The sequence below is a fragment of the Caulobacter sp. GW821-FHT11A05 genome (genome assembly GCF_058809015.1).
This window is the reverse complement of the sequence record NZ_JBXASF010000002.1, coordinates 229,216-246,405: the sequence shown is the minus strand read 5'-3', so window position 1 is coordinate 246,405 and position 17,190 is coordinate 229,216. Positions and strand designations below refer to the sequence as shown.

The 17,190-nt window shown below is 69.9% G+C and carries 19 protein-coding genes; 10 read left to right on the top strand and 9 right to left on the bottom strand.

The window, feature by feature from the left end:
• Positions 1-59: 59 nt before the first annotated feature.
• The 4 genes from AC1RSK_RS04075 to AC1RSK_RS04060 all read left to right on the top strand — a co-directional run bounded on the left by AC1RSK_RS04075 (position 60) and on the right by AC1RSK_RS04060 (position 4,897).
• Positions 60-1,403, top strand: coding sequence for a formimidoylglutamate deiminase (locus AC1RSK_RS04075; RefSeq protein WP_492905774.1), 1,344 nt, complete (start codon positions 60-62; stop codon positions 1,401-1,403).
• Positions 1,400-2,125 carry a histidine utilization transcriptional repressor HutC gene (hutC, locus tag AC1RSK_RS04070; protein WP_492905772.1) on the top strand — a complete coding sequence of 242 codons (726 nt, stop codon included), beginning with the start codon at positions 1,400-1,402 and terminating at the stop codon, positions 2,123-2,125. Before AC1RSK_RS04075 ends, hutC begins: the two co-directional genes overlap by 4 nt.
• Before the next feature lie 107 nt (positions 2,126-2,232).
• Positions 2,233-3,501 (top strand): PQQ-dependent sugar dehydrogenase, encoded by a 1,269-nt coding sequence (locus AC1RSK_RS04065; RefSeq protein WP_492906454.1) that lies wholly within the window; start codon positions 2,233-2,235, stop codon positions 3,499-3,501.
• 37 nt (positions 3,502-3,538) lie between these two features.
• A complete protein-coding gene (locus tag AC1RSK_RS04060; RefSeq protein WP_492905771.1) occupies positions 3,539-4,897 on the top strand; it encodes a PQQ-dependent sugar dehydrogenase in 1,359 nt (452 codons plus the stop codon).
• A 190-nt stretch (positions 4,898-5,087) separates the two neighbouring features.
• Here AC1RSK_RS04060 and AC1RSK_RS04055 read toward each other — a convergent pair whose 3' ends face one another.
• The 8 genes from AC1RSK_RS04055 to AC1RSK_RS04020 form a co-directional block, all read right to left on the bottom strand.
• Complete coding sequence (locus AC1RSK_RS04055) at positions 5,088-6,260, bottom strand: acetyl-CoA C-acetyltransferase (RefSeq protein ID WP_492905769.1); 1,173 nt, start codon at positions 6,258-6,260, stop codon at positions 5,088-5,090.
• Between the two features lie 72 nt (positions 6,261-6,332).
• Positions 6,333-6,818, bottom strand: a complete 486-nt coding sequence (locus AC1RSK_RS04050) for a hypothetical protein (protein ID WP_492905767.1) — start codon at positions 6,816-6,818, stop codon at positions 6,333-6,335.
• Positions 6,819-6,820: 2 nt separating this feature from the next.
• Complete coding sequence (locus AC1RSK_RS04045; protein ID WP_492905765.1) at positions 6,821-7,339, bottom strand: flavin reductase family protein; 519 nt, start codon at positions 7,337-7,339, stop codon at positions 6,821-6,823.
• Between the two features lie 53 nt (positions 7,340-7,392).
• Entirely contained in the window at positions 7,393-8,301 is a 909-nt protein-coding gene (locus tag AC1RSK_RS04040; RefSeq protein WP_492905763.1) for a glycosyltransferase, read from the bottom strand.
• A 47-nt stretch (positions 8,302-8,348) separates the two neighbouring features.
• Positions 8,349-9,152: an SDR family NAD(P)-dependent oxidoreductase gene (locus AC1RSK_RS04035; protein WP_492905762.1), complete on the bottom strand. Its 804-nt coding sequence runs from the start codon at positions 9,150-9,152 to the stop codon at positions 8,349-8,351.
• A gap of 14 nt (positions 9,153-9,166) precedes the next feature.
• Positions 9,167-9,595 (bottom strand): tautomerase family protein, encoded by a 429-nt coding sequence (locus tag AC1RSK_RS04030; protein WP_492905760.1) that lies wholly within the window; start codon positions 9,593-9,595, stop codon positions 9,167-9,169.
• 127 nt (positions 9,596-9,722) lie between these two features.
• A complete protein-coding gene (locus AC1RSK_RS04025; RefSeq protein ID WP_492905758.1) occupies positions 9,723-10,220 on the bottom strand; it encodes a GAF domain-containing protein in 498 nt (165 codons plus the stop codon).
• Positions 10,221-10,252: 32 nt separating this feature from the next.
• Positions 10,253-11,221, bottom strand: a complete 969-nt coding sequence (locus AC1RSK_RS04020) for a response regulator (protein WP_492905756.1) — start codon at positions 11,219-11,221, stop codon at positions 10,253-10,255.
• A 218-nt stretch (positions 11,222-11,439) separates the two neighbouring features.
• On the opposite strand from AC1RSK_RS04020, the gene AC1RSK_RS04015 reads away from it, so the two are divergent.
• From AC1RSK_RS04015 to AC1RSK_RS04000, 4 genes are all read left to right on the top strand, one after another.
• Positions 11,440-12,093 (top strand): PepSY-associated TM helix domain-containing protein, encoded by a 654-nt coding sequence (locus AC1RSK_RS04015; protein WP_492905755.1) that lies wholly within the window; start codon positions 11,440-11,442, stop codon positions 12,091-12,093.
• A 10-nt stretch (positions 12,094-12,103) separates the two neighbouring features.
• On the top strand, positions 12,104-12,610 hold the full coding sequence (locus AC1RSK_RS04010; protein ID WP_492905753.1) for a DUF2271 domain-containing protein: 507 nt from the start codon (positions 12,104-12,106) through the stop codon (positions 12,608-12,610).
• 14 nt (positions 12,611-12,624) lie between these two features.
• Positions 12,625-13,431: a DUF4198 domain-containing protein gene (locus tag AC1RSK_RS04005; RefSeq protein WP_492905751.1), complete on the top strand. Its 807-nt coding sequence runs from the start codon at positions 12,625-12,627 to the stop codon at positions 13,429-13,431.
• Between the two features lie 89 nt (positions 13,432-13,520).
• The gene (locus tag AC1RSK_RS04000; protein ID WP_492905749.1) at positions 13,521-14,420 is read left to right on the top strand and encodes an FAD:protein FMN transferase; all 900 of its coding nucleotides are present in this window, start codon (positions 13,521-13,523) and stop codon (positions 14,418-14,420) included.
• 74 nt (positions 14,421-14,494) lie between these two features.
• Here AC1RSK_RS04000 and kynA read toward each other — a convergent pair whose 3' ends face one another.
• Entirely contained in the window at positions 14,495-15,286 is a 792-nt protein-coding gene (gene kynA, locus AC1RSK_RS03995) for a tryptophan 2,3-dioxygenase (protein ID WP_492906452.1), read from the bottom strand.
• 123 nt (positions 15,287-15,409) lie between these two features.
• Here kynA and AC1RSK_RS03990 point away from each other — a divergent pair, with 123 nt between their 5' ends.
• Both AC1RSK_RS03990 and AC1RSK_RS03985 read left to right on the top strand, forming a co-directional pair.
• Positions 15,410-16,162: an enoyl-CoA hydratase/isomerase family protein gene (locus AC1RSK_RS03990; protein WP_492905747.1), complete on the top strand. Its 753-nt coding sequence runs from the start codon at positions 15,410-15,412 to the stop codon at positions 16,160-16,162.
• On the top strand, positions 16,162-17,175 hold the full coding sequence (locus AC1RSK_RS03985; RefSeq protein ID WP_492905745.1) for a serine hydrolase domain-containing protein: 1,014 nt from the start codon (positions 16,162-16,164) through the stop codon (positions 17,173-17,175). Before AC1RSK_RS03990 ends, AC1RSK_RS03985 begins: the two co-directional genes overlap by 1 nt.
• Positions 17,176-17,190: the final 15 nt, after the last annotated feature.

Below are 17,190 nucleotides of genomic sequence, written 5' to 3'. Positions count from 1 at the left end.
CCGCGAAGGTCGGCACAATATGTCTAGACATATTCATCTGGCAACCTGATCCTCCGCCCATGCAGACGACCCTGTTCCTCGACCGCGCCCTGCTGCCTGACGGCTGGGCGGCCGACGTCCGGATCACCAGCGAAGGCGGGCTGATCACCGCCATCGAGGCCGGCGCCGCGCCCCGTTCCGGCGAGGCCCGCGAGGCGCTTGGCGTCCCCGGCGTCCCCAACCTGCATAGCCACGCCTTCCAGCGCGCCATGGCTGGCCTGGCCGAACGCCGCGGCCCGGCCCAGGACAGTTTCTGGACCTGGCGCGAGGTCATGTACCGCTTCCTGGCGCGCCTCGGCCCGGACGACGTCGAGGCCATCGCGGCCTACGCCTTCGCCGACATGCTGGAGGCCGGCTTCACCGCCGTCGCCGAGTTCCACTACCTGCACCACAGCCCCGACGGCTCGCCGTACGCCGACGTCGCCGAACTGGCCCGCCGCCACCTGAAGGCCGCCGACGACACCGGCATCGGCATCACCATGCTGCCGGTCTTCTACGCCCACGCCACCTTCGGCGGCGAACCGCCGACGCCCGGTCAGCGCCGTTTCATCAACGATCCCGGCCGCTTCGCCCGCATTGTCGAAGCACTCCAGAAAGACGGCGCGATCGTTGGCGTCGCCCCCCACAGCCTGCGCGCCGCCACGCCGGACGAACTGAAGGCCATCCTGCCGCTCGCCTCCGGCCCGGTGCACATCCATGCAGCCGAACAGGTCAAGGAGGTCGAGGACTGCCTGGCCTGGTCCGGCCAGCGCCCGGTCGAATGGCTGCTGGACCACGCCGGCGTCGATGGGCGCTGGTGCCTGATCCACGCCACCCATCTGACCCCGGAGGAAACCCGGGGCCTCGCCAAATCCGGCGCTGTCGCCGGCCTCTGCCCGATCACCGAGGCCAACCTCGGCGACGGCATCTTCCCCTCCAGCGACTACCTGGCCGCCGGCGGCCGCTTCGGCGTCGGCACCGACAGCAACATCGCCATCGACGCGGCCGGCGAGCTGCGCCAGCTCGAATACGCCCAGCGCCTCCACCTTCGCGGCCGCAACCTGCTGTCCCAGACCGAGGGCGAAAGCACCGGCCGCGCCCTGCTCACCGGCGCCTGCAGGGGCGGCGCCCAGGCCCTCGGCCAGCCGCTCGGTACGATCGCCGCCGGCCATCGCGCCGATGTCGTCTGTCTCGACATGGCCCACCCCGACATGACCGGCCGCACCGACGACCTGGCCCTCGACACCTGGGTCTTCTCGCAAGGCCGCACCGCCATCGCATCCGTCTACGCCAGCGGTCGCCGCGTCGTCGAGAACGGCCGTCACCTTGGCCGCAGCACCATCAACGCCCGCTACAGCGCCGTCCTCAAAGGCCTCACCGCATGACCCAGCCGCTCCACGAATCCATCCGCGCCCGGCTCGAAGCCGACATCCTCGCCGGCATCTACAAGCCCGGCGAAAAGCTGCCCAACGAGACCGATCTGGCCGCCGAGTGGAACTGCGCCCGCATGACCGTGGGCAAGGCCATCACCGCCCTGGCCGAGGCCGGCATGGTCCAGCGCCGCAAGCGGGCCGGCACCTTCGTCGCCCGCCGCACGGTGCAGGAGACGGTGCTGGAGATCCGCGACGTCGCCGCCGAGGTTCGCGCCTCCGGCCGCGCCTACAGCTTCCGCCGCCTCGCCCGCCGCGAGGCCGGCGCCTCGGCGCAGGACGCCGCCGCCCTGGGGATCGCCGAGGGCGCCCCCGTCCTGCTGGTCATCGGCCTGCACCTGGCCGACGGCGAGCCCCACGCCCTGGAGGAGCGGCTGATCAGCCTGGACGCCGCTCCCGCCGCCGCCCGCGAGCGCTTCGAGGACCAGCCGCCCGGCGCCTGGCTCCTGACCCATGTCCCCTGGACCGAGGCCGAACACGCCATCACCGCCCTGGCCGCCGACGGCCAGACCGCCAAAAGACTAGGAATTTCCAGCGGTTCGGCCCTGCTTTGCCTGGAACGCAAGACTTGGCTGTCCGGCGACTGCGTCACCACCGCCCGCTTCCTCTACCCGGCCGGCGCCCAACGCTTCACCGCTCGGCTGCGCCAGCCTGGAGGCCGGCGGGAACAAGGCTAACAGCGGGACGCTTTGCTTTCGCCGGACCGCGTTCGTCCGGCCAACAAGGAAGCACAGTCGTGACCGCCCTCCCCCGCGCGCCCCTCGCCTTGTTGGGCGCCGCCTCGATGCTGGCCCTAGCCGCCTGCGCCGGCCAGACCAGCCTGCCCTCCTCCGCCACCTATGGCCCCAACCCGACCATCGTCGAACCGCAGAAGGCCCTGATCCCGACCATCAACGCCCGCAAGGCCGTCGGCTGGCCGGCCGGCGACAAGCCCGTCCCGGCCGCCGGCCTCAAGGTCGAGGCCTTCGCCAGCGGCCTGGACCACCCGCGCTGGCTCTATGTCCTGCCCAACGGCGACGTGCTGGTCGCCGAGACCAACGCCCCGCCCAAGCCCGAGGACGGCAAGGGCCTCAAGGGCGCGGTGATGAAGGCGGTGATGAAGGACGCCGGCGCCGCCGCCCCGACCGCCAACCGCATCAGCCTGCTGCGCGACACCGACGGCGACGGCGTGGCGGAGACCAAGACTGCCTTCCTGACCGGCCTCAACTCGCCGTTCGGCATGGCCCTGGTCGGCAACACCTTCTACGTCGCCAACAGCGATGCGGTGGTCAGCTTCCCCTACACGCCGGGCGCCACCTCGATTACCGCCCCGCCCACCAAGGTCACCGACCTGCCGGCCGGGCCGCTGAACCACCACTGGACCAAGAACATCGTCGCCAGCCCGGACGGGAGCAAGCTCTACGCAACCGTCGGCTCCAACAGCAACGTCGCCGAGCACGGCATGGGCAAGGAGGAAGGCCGCGCCGCCATCTGGGAGATCGACCTGGCGACCGGCCAGAAACGCCTGTTCGCCACGGGCCTGCGCAACCCCAACGGCATGGACTGGGAGCCGGTGTCGGGCATGCTGTGGACCGCCGTCAACGAGCGGGACGAGATTGGCCACGACCTCGTGCCCGACTACATGACCTCTGTCCGAGACGGCGGCTTCTACGGCTGGCCCTACAGCTACTGGGGCCGGGTCGATGATCGGGTCAAACCCCAGGACCCGGCCAAGGTCGCCGCCGCCCTGACCCCCGACTATGCCCTGGGCGCCCACACCGCCTCGCTGGGCCTGACCTTCTACCGCGCCGGCCTGATGCCGCAGTACCGCGGCGGCGTCTTCGTCGGCCAGCACGGGTCCTGGAACCGGGACCCGGTCAGCGGCTACAAGGTCATCTTCGTGCCCTTCAGCGGCGGCAAGCCCAGCGGCCCGGCCCAGGACGTGTTGACCGGCTTCCTCGACAAGGACGTCCACACCAAGGGCCGCCCTGTCGGCGTCGCCGTCGACAGGCGCGGCGCCCTGCTGGTGGCGGACGATGTCGGCAATGTCGTCTGGCGCGTGACGCCGGGCTAGGTTGCGGAGTAGCGTTCCTCCAAACGAGGGAACGCTCATGAACCGCCTGTTGCTGACCGGCCTTGCGCTGGCCGCCGTCTCGCTCGCCGCCTGCCAGAAGCCGACCACCTCCGACGGCTCCGAAGGCTACGGCCCCGATCCGAAGATGCCGGCCGCCAAGACCTCGCCGCTGCCGACGGTCAACGCCCGCCAGGCCGTCGGCTGGGCGCCCGGCGCCGCGCCGGCTCCCGCGCCGGGCCTGAAAGTCGCCCGTTTCGCCGAGGGCCTGGAACACCCCCGCTGGCTCTACGCCCTGCCGAACGGCGACATCCTGGTCTCCGAGAGCAACAGCCCGCCCCGTGAGGGCAAGGGCCTGGAGGCCATGGTCGCCAGGAACATGATGAAAAAGGCCGGGGCCGCCGTGCCCAGCCCCAACCGCATCACCCTGCTGCGCGATAGTGATGGGGATGGCGTCGCCGAACTGAAGGTCCCCTTCATCACCGGCCTCAACTCCCCCTCGGGCATGGTGCTGGTCGGCCAGCAGCTGTTCGTCGCCAACACCGACAGCATCGTGGTGTTCGATTACGTCGAGGGCGCCACGAAGATCGAAGGGTCCGGCAAGAAGATCGCCGACCTGCCGGCCACCGGCTCGAACGGCCACTGGGCCCGCAACATCATCGCCAAACCGGACGGGTCGAAGCTCTACGTCGGCGTCGGCTCATCCAGCAACATCGCCGACGAGGGCCTCGACGTCGAAAAGGAACGCGCCGCCATCCTGGAGATGAATCTCGACGGTTCCGGCCGCCGGGTGTTCGCCTCCGGCCTGCGCAATCCCAACGGCATGGAATTCTATCCCGGCTACCGCTATCCGGGCGACGGCGCGTTGTGGGTGGCGGTCAACGAGCGCGACATGATCGGCCACGACACCCCGCCCGACTACCTCACGGTGGTCCAGGACGGCGGCTTCTACGGCTGGCCCTGGAGCTATTGGGGCCAGAACGTCGACACCAGGGTCGAACCCGCCAACCCAGCCATGGTCGCCAAGGCCATCAAGCCGAGCTACGGCCTGGGCGCCCACACCGCCTCGCTGGGCATCCATTTCTATCGCGGCCAGCTGCTGCCCGCGCCGTTGCGCAACGGCGTCTACGTCGCCCAGCACGGCAGCTGGAACCGCGATCCGCCGAGCGGCTATCGGGTGATCTTCGTGAGAAACAGCGACGACACGACCTACGCGGCCGCGCCGGCCGGCGGCGTGGCTTTCCAGCCGGGCGGGGCGCCGGTGGTGATCCTCGACGGCTTCCTCAACGCGAAGAAGGAAGCGCAGGGGCGCCCCGTCGCCATCGTCGAGGACAAGGCCGGGGCGCTGCTGGTGTCGGACGACGTCGGCAACATCATCTGGCGGGTGACGGCGAAGTAGCCCCGCCGCCGGGGGGCCGATAATCCGGGGACACTATATAGATTTCCGTTCGACCAGGTTGCGGCCGGACCCAGGCGCCATGGGAAATCTATATAGTGTCCCCGGATTATCGGCTGCGCTGGCTGGGGACCACACATGAAAAAGGGCCGCCGGCGACTGCCGACAGCCCCCTTCAATTCAGTCGAGACGTCTACAGCCGCTCGATGATCGTCACGTTGGCCAGGCCGCCGCCTTCGCACATCGTCTGCAGCCCGTACTTGCCGCCGCGGTCCCGCAGCGCATGCACCAGCGTCGCCATCAGCTTGCTGCCCGACCCACCCAGCGGGTGGCCCAGGCTGATCGCGCCGCCGTTGACGTTCAGCCGGTCCGGGTCGGCGCCGGTGACCTGCAGCCAGGCGGCCGGCACCGAGGCGAAGGCTTCGTTGACCTCGAACAGGTCGATGTCGCCGATCTTCAGGCCGGTCTTCTCCAGCGCCCGCTGGGTGGCCGGGATCGGGGCCTCCAGCATGATCACCGGATCGGCGCCAATGACCGTCATATGGTGGATGCGAGCCAGCGGCTCGACGCCCAGCGACTTCAGACCCTTCTCGTTGACGATGACCACGCCCGAGGCGCCGTCGCAGATCTGGCTGGAGGTGGCGGCGGTCAGCGAACCGTCTTCCTGCAGCAGTTTGACGCCGCGCATGGCTTCCAGGCTGGCCTCGAAGCGGATGCCCTCATCGACGGTGTGGTCCTCTTCCACGCCCTCGGCGGTCTTGATCTTCACCGGTACGATCTCGCTGGCGAACTTGCCGGCCTTGGTCGCCTCGATGGCCTTGCGGTGGCTGTTGTAGCCGAACTCGTCGAGCAGGTCCTTCGACAGGCCGTACTTCTTGGCGATCATCTCGGCGCCGGCGAACTGGCTGAACTGGATGTCGGGATAGCGGGCCTGGATGTTGGGGCTCATGTAGCTGCCCATGCCGGCCTTCAGGGCCAGGATGGCCGGCGTACCCATCGGCACCCGGGTCATGCTCTCGACGCCGGACGCGATGACCACGTCCATGGCGCCGCTCATCACCGCCTGGGCGGCGAAGTGGATGGCCTGTTGCGAGGAGCCGCACTGGCGGTCGACGCTGGTCCCCGGCACGCTTTCCGGCAGGGAGGAGGCGAGGATGGCGTTGCGGGCGATGTTGACCGACTGCTCGCCGGCCTGGCCGACACAGCCCATGATGACGTCCTCGACCAGGGCCGGATCGGCGTCGATGTCCCGGATCAGGCCTTCCAGCACCTGGGCGGCGAGGTCGGCGGGGTGCCAGCCGGCGAGACGACCGCCCTTGCGGCCTCCGGCGGTGCGTTTGGCGGCGACGATATAGGCTTCGGCCATGGGGCTGCTCCCGAGGGTCTCGTTTACGTTCGCGGGAAGATAGGCGAACAGCTGTTCGGACGTAAGTATGACCTAAGGTGAGGCGAGCGACGACTTTTGTTGGGGGCCGCTTGAGCCCTTCTTCAAGGCCAGAGCGAGGTCTGTCAGTCGCTGGTCGGGAAACTCAAGACCAGATGCCCGCGAATAGGCCTGCCGATCCTCCGCAAGTGTCTTGCCTGCCGACAGCACCGCCCCGGCGAAGGTGCGCAGCCGGACCTCCAGGGCGCCGATCGGAACGCCAACCGCGCTCTGCAGAATTGGCCAGTCATGGTACTCGAGGAGCGTCAGTCCCAGCCGCTCACCCGACGGGTGGAGCATCAGGCGTTTCGCCAGTGGAAGGTCGGTGAACTCGACATATCCGGGCCGGGCCGCGAGGGCATCGACGACAGCGATGAGCAGTTCGCGGAAGCTGTCCCTGAAGCTGTCGGTCTGCCAGGCGAGGGCCACTGCGTCGACCTCGATCCGGTAGTCCATCCAGCGCAGCCTGTCATCGCAGGTGATGGCGACCGACAGCCCCATCCTCAGTCCGTATGCACTCGCCGGAAGCGGCCGCGCAGATAGACCAGCGGCTCGTGGTCGGCGTCGAACCGCACCTTCAGGATGCGGCCGATGAAGATGCGGTGGTCGCCGGCGTCGATGACCTGGGTGGTCTCGAGCTCGAAGTTGGCCATGCAGCCGGGCAGGATCGGCACGCCGTGGTCCCAGGTCTCGCAGGCCAGGCCCTCGAAGCGGTCGGCGCTCTTCACCGTGAAGCGGCGGGCCATGTCCTCCTGCTCGGCGTGCAGGACGTTGACCGAGAACTTCCCCGCCTGCTCCAGCACCGGCAGGCTGGAGGCCTTGCGGTCGACGCAGACCAGGGCCAGCGGCGGGTCGAGGCTGACCGAGGAGAAGGCGTTGACGGTGAAGCCGACCTGACGCCCGTCGGCGGCGCGGGTGGTGACCACGGTGACGCCGGTGGTGAAGCAGCCGAAAGCGTCCCGCAGCGCCCGGGCGTCGGCGATCAGGTCGCCGTCGAGGGTGATGGTGCGGGACGGGCTCATTGAGCCTTTGTGGGATGCTGCGGCAGGCGGTGCAAGGGTTTCAGCCAAATCCCCTAGGCGGCGCTGCCGTAAAACGTCTGGCTGAACGGCGGGAACCAGAAGGTCTTGCCCAGGCCCCGCATCAGCCGGTCCAGGGGCCTGGCGCGGTCTGGGGCGACGAGGGCCCATTTGACGGCGACGACGGGGGTCCAGAGGGCGGTCTGCACCAGGCCGGTCAGCATCCAACGCAGGATTCCGGGGACGTTCTTCTCGGCCGCGCAGTGCTCGCTCGGCCCCTGGCCGTAGGCGAAGGCGCGGCGCAATGCGTAGGCCAGGGTCAGGCGCGAGGGGACCGGATCTTCCCAGACGAAGGCGGCGTGGGCCCAGCCGAAGGTCGCGCCGGCGGCGGCCATCTGGGCGAACAGCAGGTCGTCCTCGCCGCCGCTGGCGTTGCGCGCCGGATCGAACGGGGCGGTGGGATGCGGCAGGGCCGACCGGCGGATCAGGCTGTTGCCGCAGCCGTACCAGCTGTCGAGGGCCCGCGTGTCGGCGGGGCCATGGCGGGAGAAGAAGTCTTCCAGGTAGGCGCGGTGCGGGACGTTCTCCGGCGCGCGGCCGCGCACCGGGCCGAAGACGGCGTCGGCGTTCAGCCCGGCCTGGGCGGCGAGCAGGTCGGCCAGCCAGGTCGGCGGGGCCTCCTCGTCGTCGTCGAGGAAGGCGATCAGCTCACCGGTCGCCACGGCCAGGGCGGCGTTGCGGACGTTGGCGACGCCGGGGCGGGGCTCGTGGACATAGCGGACGGGAAACGGGGCGGTCAGTCCCTCGACGAAGGCCTGAGCCGAGGGAACCGCGTCATTGTCGGCGACGATCAGCTCCAGCCGCGCGGGATCGACCCCCGCCTGGGCGACGAGGGAGCGCAGCGCCGTCGCCAGGCCGGCGGGGCGGCGCTGGGTCGGGACGATGAGGCTGACACGGGCGGTCATGGCGTTCTGATAGACGGAACGCGTTTAGAAACCCTCTCCCTGAGGGCTCAGGCGTCGGCCGGCAGCAGGTAGCGCGGCGCGACCTGGCCGGAAAGCACGGCGCCCATGAAGGCCTGGCGGCCGGCCTCCAGCCGTTCCCAGATGGCCGGGTCGCCCAGCGACGGGACGGTGACGGTCTCGCCGGCTTCGGCCCCGGCCAGGGCCGCGTCGACCAGCTGCTGCGGCGTCAGATAGGCGGTGTCGGGGAAGACCGCGTCGCTGAGGCCCTGCGAACTGAAGAACTCGGTGCGGATCGGGCCGGGCATGACCAGCTGGACCCGGACGGGACCCTCGGCGTGCTCCAGCTGCAGGGAGCGGGTGAAGTTGAGGACGAAGGCCTTCGAGCCGCTGTAGGCGGCGCCGCCGCCCGAGGGCGCGAAAGCCATGATCGAGCCGATGTTGACCAGCAGGCCGCCATCCCGGGCCCGGAAGGTCGCCAGGGCGGCGTGGGAAAGCCGGGCCAGGGCCAGGATGTTGAGGCGCAGGTTGCGCTCGATCTGGTCGGCGCTGACGGCGGCCGCGGGCCCCAGGCCGCCGGCCCCGGCGTTGTTGACCAGGATGGCGATATCGGGATCGGCCAGGCGGGCCTCGACGGCGGCGAGACCGGCGGCATCCTCAAGGTCGGCGACCAGGGTCTGAACATCGACGCCGTGGGCCTGGCGCAGGCTGGCGGCCAGCGCCTCCAGCCGGTCGGCGCGGCGGGCGACCAGCAGCAGCGGATGGCCCCTGGCGGCCAGGCGGTCGGCGTAGGTCGCGCCGATGCCCGACGAGGCGCCGGTGATCAGGGCGCGGCCCTGGGGAAGCGTGGGCATGGCGGCGTCTCCGATCAGGCGTGGGTGCGGGGCGAGGCGCGGTTCTCGGCCATCCAGCGTTTCTCGTCCTCGGTCCCCTCGGGCGGCGGGAAGTGGCCCTGGATGGTCCAGAGGTCGAAGGGGGTCTCGTCGACGTGCAGCTCCCAGTCGTAGCCGCGGTCGGCAATCCAGGGGGCGAGCAGCTGGTTGATCCGGTTGAAGAAGCCGACCTTCACCTCGTCGGATCGGAAGGTGCGGGCGATGTGGTCGACCCAGATGCGCACGAAACGGTCGGTCGGCTCGCCGCCGACATAGAAGTTGTCGGCCGCCACCTCCTGGAAGACGACGCCGACGTAGAAGCGCGGCATCACCCGGCCGTACAGGCCGGTGAGGGCCTGCGCGATGCCCTTCTTGTCCTCCGGCGTGAAGGCGTCGACCGGGGTGTAGATTTTCCAGAGGGGCATGGGGCGGCTCCGCGAGTCAGTTGTCTTTCAAAACTTACATCACAAAGACATGGCGGTTGGCAACCGTTCCTTGAGGGCGCGGCGGCTCAGATCGGTTGAATGGTCTGCGAGCTTTTCTGGCCGGCTATCAGCGGCTGAAGACGTCGCGCAGGATCGTCTCGATCCCCGCCTGGTCCACCGCGTCGAACGCCGCCGGCCTGTCGCTGTCGACGTCGAACACCGCCAGCAGCTTTCCCGCCGCGTCCTTCACGGGCACGACGATCTCGCTCTGGCTCTTCGCATCACAGGCGATGTGGCCCGGGAAGGCGTGGACGTCCTCGACCAGCTGAGTCTCGCCGGTCTCCGCCGCGGCGCCGCAGACGCCCCGGCCATAGGCGATGCGCAGGCAGCCCAGCGTGCCCTGGTAGGGGCCGACGACCAGCTCGCGGTCGCGCGTCGGATCGACGACGTAGAAGCCGGTCCAGAAGTAGTGGTCGAAGCTGCTGGCCAGCATCGAGGCCACCGTCGCCATGCGGGCGGTCAGGTTCGGCTCACCGTCGAGGACGGCGGCGATCTCCTGAGCCACCTCGGCGTAGCGGGCGGCCTTGTCGGCGGAGAGGGTCAGGTCGTTGAAGGCTTCGGCCATGGGTCCGCATATAGACCCTTCGCCGCGCGGCGCTAGGCGTCGAGCAACGCCAGCCTCCGGCCCGGCGCGGTGATCGGGCCGTAGTCCAGGGTCAGGGCCGCCAGATGGCTCTCGATGCGGCGCGAGACGGCGCGGTCGAGCTGACGGACAACCAGCGCGCAGCCCTTGAGGTCGCCGATCGGCAACAGGGCCAGGGCCCGCAGGGTGTCGAGGTGGATCTGCACCACCTCCGGGTCGGCCTTGCCGGCTCCGCCGACCGCCGAGACGTAGCGGGCCAGGCTGGCGGCGGCGCGGGTCAGCACCCGGTCGCCGACCTCGCTGGCCCGCTGGCGCAGGGCGTGCATCACCCGGCAGGCCATCTGGCGCAGCAGGTGGTCGAGACCGCCGCGGCCCTCGATCAGCCGCTGGAAGGTGGCCATTTCGTCGAGGATCTGGGCGCAGAGGGCGGCGCGGGCGGCGATGTCGACCTCCTGGGCCGCGTCGCCCCGGCGGCGCAGCGGACCGGCATAGCCCTCCTCGTCCTCCTCGCGGCCCTGGCGGCGGTCGGGGCCGACGTAGGCGGTGCTGATCACGAAGTCGATCTGGCGCTGGCGCACCGTCGCCACCCGCTCCAGCACCCGGGCCGGGGTGAAGGGCTTGACCAGGAAGGCGTCGGCCCCGGCGGCGCGGGCGATCTCGACGTCGCGGCGGGTGCGCTCGGTGGTCAGCATGACGATCGGCAGGCGCGGGTCGGGAATGCGCGGGTCTTCGGTGATGGCCGCCTGGCGCACGGCGCGCACGAAGGTCAGGCCATCCATGACCGGCATCAGCCAGTCGGTGATGATCACGTCGGGCCGCACGCCGGCCATCATTGCCAGCGCTTCGGAGCCACTCTCGGCGGTGACCACCCGCTCGACACCACCGGCCCGCAGCACATCGGCGACCAGCCGCCGGGTGCTGGCGTGGTCGTCGACGACCATCACGCAGAGGCCATCAAGGGGGTCAGGAAGGGCCGCGTCCATTCCGCCGTCTTAGCGACCAACGGTTGCAGTCCGGTTACTGACGGGTCTCATCGGCGAGGCCCCGGCGGCCTTGCAAAGGATTCTCACTTGCTCTGAGCCGCAGGTCTGGTATTTGCGAGCCGTTCTCAACATTTTCCGGTCCCGCGTTCCTTCATGCTGTTTCAACCGCCCGCTCCGACCCGCCAAGCGCGAGGCCGCGCCTGACCATGGACGCGCGGGTGGATGAGACGACACTGGCCATCAAGGCCAAGGCGAAGAAGAAGGCCCAGGCCCGGGCCGGCTTCCTGCGCGAGACGGTGCGCTGGCACTGGATCAGCGCCGCCATCTGCCTGGTCGGCATCATCCTGTTCGCGGTGACCGGCATCACCCTGAACCACGCCCGCCAGATCGAGGCCAAGCCGGTCGTCAAGACCCTGGAAGCCACGGCGCCGGCGCCGGTGATCGCCGCCATGAAGGCGGCGGAAAACGCCAAGGGAACTCTGCCCGAGGCGGTGCGGGCCTGGCTGGGCAAGGACCTCAAGGTCGAGGCGCCGAAGGCGGCGACGATCGAATGGTCGGACGGCGAGGCCTATATCGCCCTGCCCCGCCCGGGCGGCGACGGCTGGGTCACCATCGACACCGGGACCGGGGCCACCGAGGCGGAGCTCACCTCGCGCGGCTGGATCTCCTACTTCAACGACCTGCACAAGGGCCGCAACACCGGCTCAGTCTGGGCCTGGTTCCTCGACATCTTCGCCGCCGGCTGCATCGTCTTCTGCGTCACCGGCCTGATCCTGCTGTTCATGCACGCCCACGCCCGCAAGACCACCTGGTGGTACGTCGGCCTCGGGCTGTTCATCCCGCTCGTCCTCGCCCTGCATTTCATTCCCTGAACGGTAGCCCATGCGTATCGCCCTGCCCGCCGCCCTGCTGACCACCCTGGCGGCCTCCCCCGCCCTGGCCGCCGAGCTCAACGTCGGCATCGAGATCCCCCGGATGACGGTGGCCGAGTACCACCGTCCCTACGTCGCGATCTGGATCGAGACGCCGGACGAGACGGCGGTGAAGACCCTGGCCGTCTGGTACGACACCAAGAACGCCAAGGGCGAAGGCGCCACCTGGCTGAAGGACATGCGCCAGTGGTGGCGCCGCACCGGCCGGTCGATGACCATGCCGGCCAACGGCGTCAGCGGCCCGACCAAGGCTCCCGGCAAGCAGCAACTGGTGGTGCCCGCCGCCCGCCTGGCCGACCTGAAGCCCGGGTCCTACAATCTGGTCGTCGAGGCGGCCCGCGAGGTCGGCGGCCGCGAGGTGGTCAAGATCCCCTTCACCTGGTCCGGCAAAGCGGCGACCGGCAAGGCCGCCGGCGCCAGCGAACTGGGCGCCATCACCCTGACCGTCAAACCCTGAGCGAGAGCCAACCCATGAAGAAGACCCTGTTCGCCGTGGCCGCCTTCGCCGCCGCCCTCGCCGTGGCCGGCTCGGCCAGCGCCCACCGCCAGTGGATGCTGCCCTCGATGACGGTGCTGTCGGGGACCGATCCCTGGGTCAGCGTCGACGCGGCGGTGTCCAACGATCTGTTCGTCTTCGAGCATGTGCCGCTGCGCCTCGACGGCCTGGTCATCACTGGCCCCGACGGCGCACCGGTCGAGGCCCAGAACAAGTTCACCGGCAAGTACCGCAGCGTCTTCGACATCCAGCTGACCAAGCCCGGCACCTACCGCGTCGCCTCCGTCTCGGGCGGCATGCTGGTCTCCTACAAGCTGAACGGCGAGCAGAAGCGCTGGCGCGGTCCGGCCGCCGAACTGGCCACGGCGATTCCCGCCGGCGCGACCGAGATCAAGAAGACGGTCAGCGACCGCCGCGTCGAATTCTTCGTCACCTCCGGCGCCCCGACCGACACCGCCCTGAAGGCCACCGGCACGGGCCTGGAGCTGGTGCCGGTGACCCACCCCAACGACGTCTTCGCCGGCGAGAAGGCCACCTTCGGCCTGCTGCTGAACGGCAAGCCGGCCGCGGGTGTCGAGGTCGTGGTCGAGCCGGGCGGCACCCGCTACGCCAACGAGCGCGGCGAGATCAAGGCGACCACCGACGCCGAGGGCAAGTTCAGCGTCACCTGGCCCAAGGCCGGCTTCTACTGGCTGGAGGCCACCGTGAAGGGCCCGGCCGACGCCGAGGGCGTCGAGCACAACGCCGGCTATGTGGCGACCTTCGAAGTCCTGAAGGAATAGCGCTGAACCGCGTTGTCATTCCCCCGGCGCTGGACCCCGGCGCCGGTGATCCCCCGCCGGGTCCGATCCTCAAGCTGACCGGCCCGACGATGGGGGTCAGCTGGACGGCGCAGGCCTGCGCGCCGGCCGGGGTGGCGGCGGAGGATCTGCGCGCGGCGGTTCAGGCGGCGGTCAACGCCGTCGTCTTGCAAATGAGTAGTTGGGAACCGAGCTCCGACATCAGCCGCTTCAATCGCGCCGACCCCGACAGCTGGCATGAGCTGCCGACTGATTTCGCCGCCGTCATCGACCGCGCCCTGCATTGGGCCAGGGAGAGCGACGGCGCCTTCGACCCGACCCTGGGCCGCCTGACCGATCTCTGGGGCTTCGGCCCCGCCGGCCCGCGCGACCAGCCGCCGGCCGGCCAGGAGTTCGACGGCCTGTGGTCGCAGTCGGGCTGGACGCGGCTCGAACGTCGCGGCGCGGCCCTGCTGCAACCGGGCGGCCTGGAACTGGACCTGTCGGGCATCGCCAAGGGCTTCGGCGTCGATGCGGCGGTGCAGGCCTTGCAAGGTTTCGGCGTTCGTCACTGCCTGGTCGAGATCGGCGGCGAACTGCGCGGCGAGGGCGTGCGGCCCGACGGCCAGCCCTGGTGGGTGGAGATCGAAACGCCGCCCGGCCTGACCGTGGAGCAGCAGGTGCTTGTGGCCCTACACGGCCTCTCCCTGGCCACCAGCGGCGACTACCGCCGCTTCCGCATGGACGGTGGCCGGCGGCAGTCACACACGATCGACCCGCGCACCGGCCTGCCGGTCGAGGCCGCCGCCGCCTCGGTCAGCGTGCTGGCGGAGACCTGCATGGACGCCGACGCCCTGTGCACGGTGCTGACGGTGCTGGGACCGGATGCCGGGATGGATTGGGCGACGGAACGCGGCGTGGCGGCGTATTGGCAGCTGCGCGACGAGCCGGAACGGATGACGCCCGCGTTCGCGGCGATGCTCGACGATTGAGCTCGCGCCCCACCACCCCACCACCGTCATCCTAGGCCTTGTGCCTAGGATGACGGGGTTTGGAGAGGCCGGCGCTAGATCACCGTCCGTAAACTCAGCAGCTCCGGAAAGAACGGCCGCTCCAGCGCCTTCACCAGATACGCCACCCCGGCCGACCCACCCGTCCCGCGCTTGAACCCGATGATCCGCTCGACCGTCTTCATATGGGCGAACCGCCACTGCTGCAGGCGGTACTCGATGTCGACCAGCTTCTCGCCCAGCTCATAGAGGTCCCACCAGGTCTCGGCGTCGCGATAGACCGCCAGCCAGGCGGCCTCGACCTCAGCGTTGGCCTCGTAGGGCTGGGTCCAGTCCCGCTCCAGGTAGCCGGCCGGAATCGCGAACCCCCGCCGGGCCAACAGGGCCAGCGCCTCGTCGTACAGGCTCGGCGCCCCCAGCGCCTCGACCAGTTCGCCGTGAACCACCGGGTCGCTCTCGTGAACCTCCAAGGTCCGAGCGTTCTTCGCCCCGAGCAGGAACTCGATCTGCCGGTACTGGTGCGACTGGAATCCCGAACTGGTCCCCAGGGCGTCGCGGAAGCGGCTGTAGTCGAACGGCGTCATGGTGGCCAGGATTTCCCAGGCCTGGATCATCTGGGTCTGAATGCGGCCGACCCGGCTCAGCATCTTGAAGGCCGGCTCCAGATCATCGCCGCGGATATGGCCGACCGCCCCGCGCAGCTCATGCAGGCACAGCTTCATCCACAGCTCGCTCGACTGGTGGATGATGATGAACAAGAGCTCGTCATGCTCGCCCGAGCGCGGCGCCTGGGCGCCCAGCACCTTGTCCAGCTGCAGGTATTGGCCATAGCTCAGGGACTTCGACAGGTCCCAGGTCACGCCTTCGTAGGGGTCTTGTTCGCTCATGGGGGCGGTTTAACCCGGTTCGTGGGCGCTTGTCCTTCCCCGGCGTCGCCCTGCTAGTCTGCGCCGCAAAACAGGGAGGACCACATGAGCGATCTGGTGCTGCGCGAGGATCGCGACGGGGCGGTGACCCTGACGCTCAACCGGCCGGGCAAGCTGAACGCCCTCAATGTGCCGCTGTTCAAGGCGCTGTACGACCATGTCGCCGACATCGAGGCCGACCCATCCGCCCGCCTCGTCATCCTCCGCGGCGCCGGCAAGTGCTTCTCCGCCGGCCACGACCTCGGCGACATCGCCGCCGGCGAGAAGCTGCCACGGCCCAACTTCCAGGCCAGCGTCATCGAGCGCCTGGCCGACCTGCCCCTGCCGGTGGTCACCGCCGTGCACGGCCACTGCTACACCGGGGCGCTGGAGCTGGCCCTGGCCGGCGACATCATCTTCGCCAGCGAGGCCGCCAAATTCGGCGACACCCACGCCAAATGGGCCCTGACCCCGGTCTGGGGCCTGAGCCAGCGACTGCCGCGCCGGGTCGGGACCTACAGGGCCCGGGAGATGATGTTCACCTGCCGCACCTACGGCGGCCGCGAGGCGGCGGCCATCGGCCTGGCCAACATCTGCGTCGCCAACGAGGACTTCGAGACCGGCCTCGCCGCGCTCGCGGGCAGCATCCTCGCCAACAGCAGCTTCAGCCATGCGGCCAACAAGAAGCTGCTGCGCGACACCGACGGCCTGCCGCTGGAGGCCGGCCTGGCCCATGAGGTCTTCCGCGGCGAAGGCCGGGGCCCGGACATGGAAGAGCGGATCGCCGCCTTCCAGAACAAGACGGCGAAGGTCAGCTGATGGCCTTGCCGGCCCTCCCCGCCCAGCCCGTGGGCACGCCCTGGCCCACTGCCGACTGGCCGCTCGGCGCGCCCCTACCGCCGGCGCTTGCTGCCCGCCTGGACGCGGCCTTCGGGGACGAGAGCCTGGGCGTCACCGACGCGGTGCTGATCGTCCAGGGCGGGGCCGTCCGCTACGAGCGCTACGGCGAAAACCTCGACGCCCAGAGCCGCTTTCCCTCCTGGTCGAAGGCCAAGAGCATCACCCAGGCTCTGGTCGGGCTTGCCGTCGCCGAGGGCAAACTCGACATCCACGCCCCCGCCGACGTGCCGGCCTGGCGGGACGACGCCCGCGCCGCCATCACCCTCGACCAGCTGCTGCGCATGTCCAGCGGCCTGAAGTTCGTCGAGGACTATGTGCCGGGCAGCGTCTCCGACGTCATCGAGATGCTGTTCGGGACCGGCAAGGAAGACGTCGCCGCCTACGCCATCGCCCAGCCGCTGGCCCATGCGCCGGACACCGTCTGGTCCTACGCCAGCGGCACGACCAACATCGTCTGCGACATCCTGCAAAGGACCCTCGGCCTGAAGGGCGAAGCCTTCGAGGCCCACATGCGCCGCGTGCTGTTCGAACCGCTCGGCATGACCAGCCCGATCCCCAAGTTCGACGCCGCCGGGACCTTCATCGGCTCCTCCTACTGCTTCTGCACGGCGCGGGATTTCGCCCGGTTCGGCCTGCTCTACCTTCGCGGCGGGGTCTGGGAGGACTGGCCCCTGCTGCCGGCCGCCTGGGTCGACTACGCCCGCACCCCCACGCCCGTGCCGCGCACCGAGGAGCTGGGCTATGGCGCCCACTGGTGGCTGGGGCTGGGCGGCGAGGGCGCGTTCAGCGCCAACGGCTACGAGGGCCAGTACACCCTGCTGGTTCCGGACCTCGACCTGGTGATGGTCCGCCACGGCCGCACGCCGCTGGACAACAAGGACGCCCTGGCCGCCTGGATGCGCGGCGTCGTCGAGGCCTTGCGCGCGGGCTGAAGCAGGGTCATCGTG

Excerpts from the sequence above, each read along its gene's own strand:
- AC1RSK_RS04075 (WP_492905774.1), top strand. The coding sequence starts at position 60 with ATGCAGACGACCCTGTTCCTCGACCGCGCCCTGCTGCCTGACGGCTGG.
- hutC (WP_492905772.1), top strand. The coding sequence starts at position 1,400 with ATGACCCAGCCGCTCCACGAATCCATCCGCGCCCGGCTCGAAGCCGAC.
- AC1RSK_RS04065 (WP_492906454.1), top strand. The coding sequence starts at position 2,233 with ATGCTGGCCCTAGCCGCCTGCGCCGGCCAGACCAGCCTGCCCTCCTCC.
- AC1RSK_RS04060 (WP_492905771.1), top strand. The coding sequence starts at position 3,539 with ATGAACCGCCTGTTGCTGACCGGCCTTGCGCTGGCCGCCGTCTCGCTC.
- AC1RSK_RS04055 (WP_492905769.1), bottom strand. The coding sequence starts at position 6,260 with ATGGCCGAAGCCTATATCGTCGCCGCCAAACGCACCGCCGGAGGCCGC.
- AC1RSK_RS04050 (WP_492905767.1), bottom strand. The coding sequence starts at position 6,818 with ATGGGGCTGTCGGTCGCCATCACCTGCGATGACAGGCTGCGCTGGATG.
- AC1RSK_RS04045 (WP_492905765.1), bottom strand. The coding sequence starts at position 7,339 with ATGAGCCCGTCCCGCACCATCACCCTCGACGGCGACCTGATCGCCGAC.
- AC1RSK_RS04040 (WP_492905763.1), bottom strand. The coding sequence starts at position 8,301 with ATGACCGCCCGTGTCAGCCTCATCGTCCCGACCCAGCGCCGCCCCGCC.
- AC1RSK_RS04035 (WP_492905762.1), bottom strand. The coding sequence starts at position 9,152 with ATGCCCACGCTTCCCCAGGGCCGCGCCCTGATCACCGGCGCCTCGTCG.
- AC1RSK_RS04030 (WP_492905760.1), bottom strand. The coding sequence starts at position 9,595 with ATGCCCCTCTGGAAAATCTACACCCCGGTCGACGCCTTCACGCCGGAG.
- AC1RSK_RS04025 (WP_492905758.1), bottom strand. The coding sequence starts at position 10,220 with ATGGCCGAAGCCTTCAACGACCTGACCCTCTCCGCCGACAAGGCCGCC.
- AC1RSK_RS04020 (WP_492905756.1), bottom strand. The coding sequence starts at position 11,221 with ATGGACGCGGCCCTTCCTGACCCCCTTGATGGCCTCTGCGTGATGGTC.
- AC1RSK_RS04010 (WP_492905753.1), top strand. The coding sequence starts at position 12,104 with ATGCGTATCGCCCTGCCCGCCGCCCTGCTGACCACCCTGGCGGCCTCC.
- AC1RSK_RS04005 (WP_492905751.1), top strand. The coding sequence starts at position 12,625 with ATGAAGAAGACCCTGTTCGCCGTGGCCGCCTTCGCCGCCGCCCTCGCC.
- AC1RSK_RS04000 (WP_492905749.1), top strand. The coding sequence starts at position 13,521 with ATGGGGGTCAGCTGGACGGCGCAGGCCTGCGCGCCGGCCGGGGTGGCG.
- AC1RSK_RS03990 (WP_492905747.1), top strand. The coding sequence starts at position 15,410 with ATGAGCGATCTGGTGCTGCGCGAGGATCGCGACGGGGCGGTGACCCTG.
- AC1RSK_RS03985 (WP_492905745.1), top strand. The coding sequence starts at position 16,162 with ATGGCCTTGCCGGCCCTCCCCGCCCAGCCCGTGGGCACGCCCTGGCCC.